Raw genomic sequence first — 11311 nt, 5'->3', positions numbered from 1 at the left:
ATTTTTGACTTGCGAAAAACAGTCCACATGCACATTGGCTTGAAGTAGCCCCTAAGGGTGCCCAAACCCGTTTGGTTCTTTATCCCAATTCGATGATGCAAGGCTCAGAAAACATGAAAGCATCCATTGTTTTCGCTTGTGACGATTGCCTAGGTACATATGAAACAATGAAAACAAGAGGAGTAGAGTTTCTGGGAGAACCCAATCAGATGCAATGGGGAACATTTGTACAATTTAAAGATGAAGATGGGAACACGTTTTTATTGAAAGGGTAATTGTTTAGCAGGTTCAGCTAACCCGAACTCTCCTCGTGCAGGCGAGTTCTTTGTTTCATTTAGACTGGACGGCCTGCATAATAAATGAAAAGGATCAAAAACGAGAGGTGCTGCAGATGGAGACAAGAGCATTTTCCCTGTCCCTCGGGGAAGGACTTACGCTGCGGGGAAACTGGCATGCGGATCGAACAAAAGGGGAGCGGCAGCCGATCCTGCTGTTTTGCCATGGCTTCAAGGGCTTCAAGGACTGGGGCAGCTTCCCGTACATTGCAGAGGAACTGGCAAAAAGGGGAATCGTCACGATACGCTTCAACTTTTCCTGCAATGGCGTCGGAGAGAGCGAAACCCATTTCGACGAGCTGGAGAAATTCGGCCGCAATACTTATGCGCGGGAAGTAGCGGATCTGCAAGCTTTGGTGGAAGCGATACAAGCGAATGAACTGGATTTGCCAGAGGTTGCCGACAAAGACAAGCTGTTCGTAACAGGACACAGCAAAGGCGGGGCAGACGCGATCCTGTTCGGGGCAGGAAATCCACGCGTGACTGGCATCATCACCTGGAACGGTGTCGCCGATGTCAACCTGTTCGATGAGAAGCTTCGCGCCGAAATTGCGCAGCACGGTGTCGGCTATATCCCCAATGCTCGTACAGGGCAGCAGATGCCGATTACCCGTGTGGTCATTGAAGACGTGGACAGCCATCGACAAGAATACGATCTGCTGGACAAAGTAGCGAAGATGGATCAGCCATTGCGCATTATCCAGGGACGTGAAGATTTTGCCCGACTGGTAAAAGGGGCTGATCGACTTCATGCAGCCGCCAAAAACAGCGAATTGTACTGGATCGACGGGGCAGACCATACCTTCAACGCGCGTCATCCATTTGCGGGAAGCACACCTCAATTAGAGGAAGCGATCCGGTTGACAGCTGATTTTGTCCACAGCAGATGGACATAGGAAGGGAGGGCGGATTTTCCGTCTCCTCCCGCATTTTCTTTCCTTCTGGGCTATGTTATACTGTCTAGTGTTCAGGAGTTTAAATGGTTAGATTATTCTGAAAAAAGAAAAAATGATTTCGTATGGGGTGGAGACACATGGAGAGAAAAGTGTATCTGTACGATACGACGCTGCGTGACGGTACGCAGGGTGAAGGCATCAGCTTGTCGGTGGAAGACAAAATAAAAATTGCATTGCGGCTGGATCAGTTTGGCATTGATTTTATCGAAGGCGGTTGGCCGGGAAGCAATCCCAAGGACATGGCCTTTTTTGAGCGGATACGAGAGGTTCCCCTAAAGCACGCGAAGATAACCGCGTTTGGCAGCACCTGTCGACCTCATGTTGCGGCAGCAGAGGATGACAATCTGCGAGCGCTGATCGAAAGCGGCGTAAAAGCGGCGGCTATTTTTGGGAAATCTTGGGATATGCATGTGACAGACGCACTCAAAACCACCCTGGAGGAAAATCTGCGGATGGTGGGCGATTCCGTATCGTTTCTGAAGTCACAGGGTTTGACCACGCTCTTCCTGGCGGAGCACTTTTTTGACGGCTACAAAGCCAATTCCGCCTATGCCATGCAGGTATTGCAGGCGGCAGAGCAGGCCGGGGCTGATTGGATCGTCCTGTGCGATACCAACGGCGGAAGCCTTCCGACAGAAATCTACGACATAGTGAAGGCCGTATTAAAAAACCTGCACGTTCCACTTGGCATACACCCGCACAATGACAGCGGAGTCGCCGTCGCCAATGTGCTGGCAGCAGTGCAAGCGGGCGCGACACAAGTGCAAGGTACGATCAACGGCATCGGAGAGCGCTGCGGCAACGTCAATCTGATCTCTGTCGTACCCAACCTGCAATTGAAGCTGGGGTATTCCTGTGTCAGCAGCGAGCAGCTGCAGCAGTTGACACAGCTTTCCCGCTATGTGGCGGAGATCGCCAACATGACGCTGCCGAACAACCAGCCTTTTGTAGGCAACAGCGCGTTTGCCCACAAAGGGGGCATCCACGTCAGCGCGGTCTTGCGCGATCCAAAAACCTACGAGCATATCGAGCCGGAGGAGATCGGCAACAAGCGTCGCGTGCTGGTCTCGGAGCTGGCAGGCCAAAGCAACCTGCAGGCAAAAATGGAAGAGCTGGGGATCGACCTCTCCCTGGAGCGTGCAGAAGCGCGTGAAATCATCAAAACGATCAAAGAGCGCGAATTCCAGGGCTACCAGTACGAAGGTGCGGAAGCGTCGCTTACCTTGATGCTGCTGGAGGCGTCCGGAAAGCTGAAAAATCTGTTTTCGCTCGATTCCTTCAAAATTCTCATGGAGAAATCAGCTTCGCACGCAATTACGTCTGAGGCAACTGTGAAGATTCATGTCAATACAGAAGTCGTCCATACGGCAGCGGACGGCAATGGTCCGGTCAATGCGCTGGACAACGCGATGCGAAAAGCGCTGGAAGTTTACTATCCATGCATCTCCAAGATGCATCTCACCGACTATAAGGTACGCGTGCTGGACGAAAACGGTGCAACAGCAGCGAAGGTTCGCGTACTGATCGAATCCGCCTGCGATGGGGAAAAATGGAGCACCGTCGGCGTCTCTACCAACGTCATCGAAGCGAGCTGGGAGGCTCTGGCGGACAGTATCCGTTATCTTCTTTGGAAGGAAGGCTGCGAGGAAGCGAAGAACCTGGTTGCCTCGGAAGCCCGAGTGGGGATTCTCAATCATTAATGACATGACGACAAGCAGCGCCTGAATCTACGGATTTGGGCGCTGTTTTTATTTGAGATACAAGACACAACTCGTTGAGGAAAGAGGAGAAAAAGCGTTCAACCCGCCTCTAGCGTTTCTCCTTTTTCCTCCCCGCCACTAAAGCTTGTCCAACGCAAACTTAATCTTGTAAGAGAATGGAAAATGCAACACCTTCACATACTACTCCCGTGGGAATAGCAGTCATGACACAAGGAAAGGAAGGAATGGCATGACGCAAGCGGCCTCAGGTCCGGGCTATAACCGGGGACTTATACTAGGTGTTGTGATTGCAGGAGCCATCGTAGCATTTTTCAATCAAACCTTGCTGAACGTAGCGATACCCCATTTGATGCAAGATTTTCAGATCAGTACTTCGACGGCACAGTGGGTCATCACGATCTACATGCTGGTGAACGGGGTATTGATCCCGACGACCGCATTTTTAATGGAGAGATTTACGACGCGACAGCTGTTCTTGACTGCGATGACCTTGTTTTCGATCGGGACATTGCTGTGCGGCGTTTCTCCCAATTTTCTCTCCATGCTGGGAGGGCGGATGATTCAAGCGGCCGGTGCGGGAATTATGATGCCTTTAATGACCAATGTCATTTTTAACATGTATCCCAAAGAGCAGAGAGGGTCGGCAATGGGATTTGTCGGAGTCGCCATGGTCTTTGCACCGGCAATCGGTCCGACTCTGTCAGGCTGGGTGGTCGAACATTACCCCTGGCGCGTCTTGTTTTTTATCATTTTGCCGATCGCTTTGATCGTTCTCATCGCCGCTGCCTTTCTCTTGAAAAATGTAACGGAAACGGAAAAGCCGAAATTTGATCCATGGGGCGTCATCTTTTCTACGATCGGTTTTGGCGGGATCCTCTACGGCTTCAGCTCTGCAGGTGGATATGGCTGGGGGAGCTACCATGTGATTGTCCCCATTCTGATCGGGATCATCAGTCTGGTGATCTTTGTCCGCAGGCAATTGTCCATTGAGCACGCCATGCTGGAGTTTCGCATCTTTCGCACGCCGACCTATACGATTGCCGTATTGATCAGCCTGTTGTTGAATATGACCTTGTTCTCCGGCTTGATCCTGCTGCCTGTCTTCGTACAGAACATCTTGGGCTTGTCGCCCGTACAGTCTGGATTGCTGTTATTGCCAGGCAGCATTCTGATGGGCATCATGTCTCCGATCAACGGCAGGCTGTTTGACAAATATGGAGCGAGATGGCTGGCGATTATCGGCTTGTCGATTACCATCGTGACGACTTTTGGATTGAGCAGACTGAGTCTGGGCACGACTTTCTGGTATTTGGCTACCATCTACACCTTCCGCAGCTTCGGACTGTCGATGCTTATGATGCCGGTCATGACGGCGGGGCTTAATTCCTTGCCGTTGCGATTGAATCCGCATGGCACCGCGATGTCCAATACCCTCAATGCGATAGGAGGGGCGATCGGGACCGCTCTGTTCGTCTCGATCATGACGATCCGAAGCGAGAACTATATTTCCGAGATCGTCAGGGAGCGCCAGATCAATCCCGCAGACCAGGTCCAGATGGGACAAGCGACTCTGCAGGGAATGACGATGGGCACCAATGACGCGTTTTTGGTCGCTACCTGTTTCGCAGCCGCAGCATTGATTCTTGCCTTCTTTCTGCATGATTCGCCCGGTCCGGAAAGACAGAGAGCCAGAGCGAGAGGGAAGGTTGCTCAGCAGCAAACATAAGAAAAAAGAGTATGGGCAAAGGCGTTCTTTGCCGCATACTCTTCTTTTTGTACTCGTTTTAGGATCCTTGCTTGCGCATTTGGCCCAGCTCTTCGACGATGGCAGTCATTTCGTTGATGCCGAATGTGCTTTTTTTCTGCACCATGTTGTAGAGGTACAACAGATCCTCGTAGTGCTCCAGATCGAAGTCCTCCGGGCGCATGACCGCGGTATTCGCCATATTCAGCTTTGCTTTGATGCCCTCGATCAGAATAGACAGGTTTTCTACCGATGGTTGGTTCAGGTCAGCCATGGAAACATCTCCTCTCGTCTCGCATTTATTTGGTAAGTTGTCCGCGGGTGACCCCTAGCTGATTGGTCGCCTTGAGGGTGCGCCAGACTTGTGTTCCGCTCACTTCTCCGCGCAGCGCCTGGCGATACAGGGAGATGACTTCCTTGACGCGCTCAGGCTCCTCCTCCAGGAACTCGATCCGGTAGGAACCCACCTGCAGGGAACGGAATTCATTCAGGTATTCTGCCCCAGACTGGTCGATTGCGTTGTATACGGTGTTGCGGCATCCGGTATCGACGCGGACCGGATGGGAGAAGCCGACGCGGTCCTTGAGGGAGACGCGGGAGGTCTCGCAAGGCGTACCGCAGTTGGTATGATCGGTTCCTTCGCTGAGGAAGGTGCAGTATACACAATGCTCGGTATGGAACATCGGCATGTGCTGATGAATGACCAATTCCATCTGGGCAGCGTCCGCGTTTTCCAGCAAATCCACCATCTGCTGGATGTTCAGATCATAGGACGGCGTTACCCGCTCCAAGCCGCAGTCCAGGAACAGCTCGACCGCTTTGTGGTTGGCGATGTTGAGCGAAAAGTCGCCGATCAGCGGGATATTGATTTCGCCGCGTCTGGACATGTAGTAGTACAAGGCTCCGGTGTTGCGCACGAGGATGGCATCCGGATTGCTTTTCGCGATCAAGGCCAGCACGCCGTTCTCATCCGGCATGTGGATGCGCATCGTCGCAATGCCGATTTTTTTGTTGTAGCGATGCGCCAGCTTGACGGCATCTGGATACTGCTTCACGAATTCAAAATCTGCATAGAGAAAGTCCACATCTGTCTGCGCGGCCGCCTCCAACTGCTCGAGGGAACGGCACAGAGCAGTGAGCAGGGGCTTTTCCACCTGTTTTTTCCGAGGAACGTCTGCGAATGCATTCACGGGACGCTTCTGGTAGACAGGAGGCTTGGAGCGAAGATAGAGCAGTTGCTCCGCAGCTTCCCTGCGCAGCCGGTTCAGCTCGCTCACCGGAAGGATCAGTTCCCCGTCCAACTCGATTGTCAAATCTTCCTGATTCAGATGGAACAGCGTGCCGCCCAGACGTCCCAGCTGATCGTGCAGTAGTTCACGTGTCAGCGGCCGCTTCAAGGCTTGCTCCAGCGGAATCTGGGACTGGTTGGTAACTGCGTGCTGCGCTTGCAGGTCCACCCAGGTCAGCTTCAGCTTTTCACCCAGCTTTCCGCTGGCATGGACCGCGATAGGGAAGGTATGGTACGGCTTTTCGGTCTCGAACGTCTTGCGCAGCCGCTTGTCCAGCTCGGGATCGCTGGTTTTCCAGACGCGGTCGCCGACGTTGATGCGCTTCAGGTTCACGTCGTTGCGGCCCATGACGATCTCGTACAGCCCTTTTGATACCTCGCCCTCTACCTTTTTGCTGCGCGAGAGGATGTCGTAGATGCGCCCGCCTTCTTCCTTCTGAGTCGGATCACCAGCGTCGAAGACAATTCCGTCCCCGCGTTTGACTGGGGAGGCAATTTCGACGAGCAAGCCATGGGACAGTTTTTTCTTGACTTCCCCGAGATAGACGCCGCGGCTTTTTGGAAAGCTTCCGTCTACCAGCTTTTTATTGTTCGTTCCTTCCAGGAAGCCATGCGTAAAGCCGCGCGAAAAGCTCTGCTGCAGCTCGCGGATTTCCTGTTCATTCGGCGGCGTGTCGATGCCGTCGAAATAGCGGTCGATGGCAGCGCGGTATTTGCTGACCACGTTGGCGACATATTCTGGGGATTTGAGTCTTCCCTCAATTTTAAACGAGGTGACACCAGCTTCGATCAGCTCGGGCACCAGCTCGATTGCGGCCAAATCCTTGGGAGACAGCAGGTACGCGATGTTGCCCATCTCTTTTTGCACGCCGTCCACGATCAGATCGTACGGCAAGCGGCAGGCTTGTGCGCATTCTCCCCGGTTGGCGGAGCGGCCGCCCCACATTTCCGAGGTCAGGCATTGGCCGGAATAGGAGACGCACAGCGCGCCGTGGACGAATACTTCCATCGGCAGCTTTGCTTTCTCTCCGATTTTGCGGATCTCTTTGAGCGAATTTTCGCGTCCGAGCACCACGCGCTCGATATCGAACGGCTTGGTGAACTCGACTGCCTCCGGCGAGGTGATGGTCATCTGCGTAGAGCCGTGGATCGGGAAGTCAGGCGACATCTCCCGGATCAGCTTGACCAGGCCGAGGTCCTGGACGATGACAGCATCCACACCTGCGTCGATACAGGCGTCGATCAGCTCCTGGGCGTCCTGCAATTCGTTTTCAAATACCAGAATATTAAAGGTTAAAAAGCCTTTTACCCCGTACATGTGCAGGTAGGACATAATCTCTGGCAGTTCCGCCATCTGAAAGTTTTCAGCCCTGGCACGGGCGTTGAACTTTTCGACTCCAAAAAATACCGCATTGGCTCCGTTGGCTACAGCTGCCTTCAGACAATCCCAGTTACCCGCGGGTGCCAGCAATTCAATATCTTCACGCTTGATTCCATTTCGCATCTGAATGTCATTACCTCCAAGGTCTTCAAACAAGCTAACTTCATCATAGGGAATTGTGATAGTGACCGCAAGCAAAAACGAGGCTGGTAGATGTTGAAAGTGCCCCAGAGAGGGAAAAGGCAGGGGATGGGTAAGCATGCGCAGAAAAACGCGAAGGGCTGATCACAAGATTCAATCTGTGTGCAGCCCTTCAAATACGATAGAGACCTTTTCTTCCATGATTTCTTCCAACGCCCATGCTCCTTCGCTGCGAACCCAGTCGTACAGCGCGTTGTAGTAGATGTTTTCGAGCATGTTGGCAGCGACCAGCGGATTGAACTTGGACTTCAACTGTTTTTTCTCCTGGGCATCTTCGATCAGATCCGCAAAAAGCTGGCGCAGTTCAAAATACATGTTTTTCTCCGATTCCAGCACTTTGCGGTGTTTCATCGAAGACTCCACGACAACCTTAATGAAGTCGAAATTGTTGATGGTGACTTCGTTCATAATCTTGTAGATGCGCAAGACCTTCGCTTTGCAATCATCATCGATGTCCCACTCGTCCCGACGTTCCTCAATTTCATGAAGCCTTTCGTATCCCCAGTTGGCGAGAATCGCTTCTTTGGAAGTGAAATGGAGAAAAATCGTTCCGCGTGCCACATCGGCTTCCTCGGAGATCATGTCGATGGTTGTCCCCTCGAAGCCGTGCTCCTTGAACAGCTTGATGGCCGAATTGAAGATTTTTTCCCGCGTCTCCCGTTTTTTACGTTCTCTTCGTGTCGTCAAATCGCGTACACCTCCGTTTGCATTCATCGTTTATGCTGTTGGACCCACTTCCTGACCGATGTCTTATCCGTCATTATACCATAATTTGTTCTTTCGAAAGAATTCATTTGAATGAACGGGGACAAGACAATGAAAAAAGGGATAGACTTCTGCGTATTGCGAATGTATATTTATATACTATAATGAATAATTATGATATTGTACCAGGCTTCCTGAGCGTGGAGTGGAGGAGTGTAAGATGAGTGTCACCAAGGCGCTGACCGTACGTCAGGCGACAATGAAAGACGTAGATGCGATGCTGGAGATTGTTAATGAATATGCACGACAAGGGCTGATGCTTCCGCGCACCAAGCTGTCGGTGTGCGAGCACCTGCAATCGTTTATTGTAGCCCATGATGGGGAGACGGTTGTCGGTGTAGCGGGACTTCATATTTTGTGGGAAGACCTGGCGGAAATTCGCTCGCTGGCGATTGCGGAAAGAGCCAAGGGGATGGGCGTAGGAAAACACCTCGTTTTGCATCTGGTAGAGCAATGCCGCGTTCTGGGCATCAACCGCGTGCTGGCTCTGACGTATCAAAAGGAGTTTTTTGAGAAATGCGGCTTTTGGATTGTAGCCAAGGAATCTCTGCCGCAAAAGGTATGGAAAGATTGCATTAATTGCTCCAAATTACCTATGTGCGACGAGATCGCCATGATATTTGAGACCTCCTAATTGCAGATTGGTATAGCCTTCCATTTTCGTTTTCTGGTACTATATTCATAGAGAGAATAGTACGAAAAAGTCATGGGGGGCTGCTGATGAAGCTAGGGGCGCGCGTACTGATTGCCTTATTGTTCGCTGGAATCGTGCCGTTAACTGCCGCAGGTGTGTTTTCGTATCACGCAACCAAAGAGGAATTGTTGAACAGCAGTGCCGCCACCTTAGAATCTTTGCGCAACAGCAACAAAGAACAGGTCGAAAACTACTTCCGGGAGCGGACGAGAAATGTCGAGACCCTGGCAGCTTCAGGGTCGATCATTACGGCGATTCAATCCTTTGAACCGGTGTGGAAGCTTGGCAGGGAGTCTGATGCCTATCAGGAAGCAGAGTCCGCCTATGCAAAAGAATTGAAAATGGAGGTCTCCCGCTACGGCTTTGCCAATGCATCTCTGATCAATGACCGGGGGGATGTCATCTATCAGATCAAGCCGCAGGCCGATTTCGGAACCAATCTTCTCTCGGGGCCATATGCCAATTCGGTTCTGGGTCAGACCGTGCAAAAAGCAGCAGGGCAGCAAAGCACGGAAATGTCCGACCTCGCACGCTATGAGCCATCAGGAGATGTCCCCGGCGTGTTCATCTCGGTGCCGATTTATGACAAGGGAGTGATCATTGGCCATTTGGCTGTGGAGACCTCCCTGGAGTATATCTCCCGACAGTTGAACAGAAGAGAGGGCTTGCAGGAGACAGGGAAAATCTATCTGGTCGGCGCAGACAAGCTGATGCGCTCCGAGCTGGGACGCGAACAGCCGACGCTGCTTGCACAGCTCGTCGACACGGAGATCGTCCGGGAGGCTTTTTCATCCGATCAATCAGATGGAACGAAGATGGGCACCGACTACCTCGGCAATGAGGTGCTGGTTTCCTACGACAAGGTAAGTGTGGGCAAGCACAATTGGATCATTCTCGCGGAGATGGATATGACCGAGATCATGGAAGGACCCAACCAGATCATGCAGGCGATGGTTCTCTTCAATGGGATTGTCTTGCTGCTCATCGTCCTGATCTCTACGTATACCGCGAATTGGCTTAGCCAGTCCTTCCAGGGATTGCTGGGAGTAGCAGCACGGATCGGAAAAGGCGATTTTGCGAGTCCCTTCCCGGCGAGACTGCTCAAGCGAAAAGACGAGCTGGGAGAGCTGGGGCGATCGTTGTACGAGATGCGCCAACAGCTTCATGCGATCCTGCTGCAGGTGCGCAGCGCGGCATCCTCCGTCTCTGATTCCGTACTGCAAATCCACGGCAACACCGCGGAAATCGCTTCCTCAAGCCAGCAGATCGTCCACGTGGTTGACAGCGTCGCGATCTCGGCCGAGAACCAATTGGACAAAATGGGGGAAACGCTTCACCTGGCGGAGGAGCTAACCCGTGACGTAGCGGACGTGACGGATAACGTGCAGCGCGTCTCTGCATCCTCGCAAGAAATGAAACGGCATGCCGAAGCGGGACGAGAGGCTGTGACGGCAGTCATTGTCAGCATGGAAGAAATCAATCGTTCCGTCAATGCTGCCAAGGAAGTCATCCATGCGCTGGAGCAGCGTTCACAGAACATTTCGAGAATCATCGCTGTGATCACCGAGATTGCGCGACAAACCAATCTTCTTGCCTTGAATGCGGCGATTGAGGCAGCGCGCGCGGGGGAGAATGGAAAAGGATTTGCTGTCGTAGCCGGAGAAGTGCGAAAGCTGGCAGAGGGGACGAATGAAGCCGCCCAGCAGATCGTTCAGATGATTGGCGATATCCAGAAGGACACCCGAAACGCGGTCGAACGAATGGAGGAAGGGTCCGGTACGACTGCGCGCGGCAGACAGATTGCCCGTCAGTCAGGTGAGATGTTCCAAAACATCGAGGACAATATCTTGCGCGTCTCGCAGGAGTTGGAGTGCGTAAACCAGACATGCGGCAGGATGGCTCCCCAGGCGCAACAGGTCGTAGCAGTCGCCCATCAGGTTTCAGCCGCTTCGAGCGAAGCCGCTGCTGGGGTGCAGACGATTTCGGCAGCCGTAGAGGAGCAAAGTTCATCGATGGAATTGATCGTCGGTTCTGCGGATCGATTGGCTGCGCTAGCTGACAATCTGCAGAAATCATTGTCATCGTTTATATTGTCAGAATCATCAGAATGAGGATCTCCTGCGGGAAAACCTTGCAATCAAGAGACCGATCCACGGTCTCTTTTTCCTATTTGGGAGGATATCAGAATCAAAATGTTGAATGATAAAGATGTTGGAGTAACCGGGC

Annotated in this window: 8 protein-coding genes and 1 pseudogene; 6 read left to right on the top strand and 3 right to left on the bottom strand. The window is 52.4% G+C overall.

Going from position 1 to position 11311, the window contains the following annotated elements:
• Positions 1-23: 23 nt before the first annotated feature.
• The 4 genes and pseudogenes from EDM58_RS07645 to EDM58_RS07630 form a co-directional block, all read left to right on the top strand.
• Positions 24-275: pseudogene (locus EDM58_RS07645) on the top strand (VOC family protein); the annotation flags it as partial.
• 116 nt (positions 276-391) lie between these two features.
• Positions 392-1231, top strand: coding sequence for an alpha/beta hydrolase (locus EDM58_RS07640; RefSeq protein WP_122912823.1), 840 nt, complete (start codon positions 392-394; stop codon positions 1229-1231).
• A 137-nt stretch (positions 1232-1368) separates the two neighbouring features.
• A complete protein-coding gene (gene cimA / locus EDM58_RS07635) occupies positions 1369-2991 on the top strand; it encodes a citramalate synthase (protein ID WP_122912822.1) in 1623 nt (540 codons plus the stop codon).
• A gap of 250 nt (positions 2992-3241) precedes the next feature.
• Positions 3242-4738, top strand: a complete 1497-nt coding sequence (locus EDM58_RS07630; protein WP_122912821.1) for a DHA2 family efflux MFS transporter permease subunit — start codon at positions 3242-3244, stop codon at positions 4736-4738.
• 58 nt (positions 4739-4796) lie between these two features.
• Here the strand turns inward: EDM58_RS07630 and EDM58_RS07625 are convergent, their stop codons facing one another.
• The 3 genes from EDM58_RS07625 to EDM58_RS07615 form a co-directional block, all read right to left on the bottom strand.
• On the bottom strand, positions 4797-5030 hold the full coding sequence (locus EDM58_RS07625) for a DUF1128 domain-containing protein (RefSeq protein ID WP_023557926.1): 234 nt from the start codon (positions 5028-5030) through the stop codon (positions 4797-4799).
• 25 nt (positions 5031-5055) lie between these two features.
• The gene (locus tag EDM58_RS07620; protein WP_122912820.1) at positions 5056-7548 is read right to left on the bottom strand and encodes a U32 family peptidase; all 2493 of its coding nucleotides are present in this window, start codon (positions 7546-7548) and stop codon (positions 5056-5058) included.
• Between the two features lie 171 nt (positions 7549-7719).
• Positions 7720-8313, bottom strand: coding sequence for a TetR/AcrR family transcriptional regulator (locus EDM58_RS07615; RefSeq protein ID WP_031306007.1), 594 nt, complete (start codon positions 8311-8313; stop codon positions 7720-7722).
• A 238-nt stretch (positions 8314-8551) separates the two neighbouring features.
• Between EDM58_RS07615 and EDM58_RS07610 the strand changes: the two genes are divergently transcribed.
• The gene (locus EDM58_RS07610; protein WP_122912819.1) at positions 8552-9025 is read left to right on the top strand and encodes an N-acetyltransferase; all 474 of its coding nucleotides are present in this window, start codon (positions 8552-8554) and stop codon (positions 9023-9025) included.
• 86 nt (positions 9026-9111) lie between these two features.
• The gene (locus tag EDM58_RS07605; RefSeq protein WP_122912818.1) at positions 9112-11196 is read left to right on the top strand and encodes a methyl-accepting chemotaxis protein; all 2085 of its coding nucleotides are present in this window, start codon (positions 9112-9114) and stop codon (positions 11194-11196) included.
• The last annotated feature ends 115 nt before the right edge of the window (positions 11197-11311 follow it).

Origin of the sequence: Brevibacillus panacihumi (assembly GCF_003710985.1) — a bacterium.
Taxonomy (GTDB): Bacteria; Bacillota; Bacilli; order Brevibacillales; family Brevibacillaceae; genus Brevibacillus; species Brevibacillus panacihumi.
Note: the sequence above shows the minus strand (reverse complement) of the source record. Positions and strands in the feature narration are given on the sequence as shown.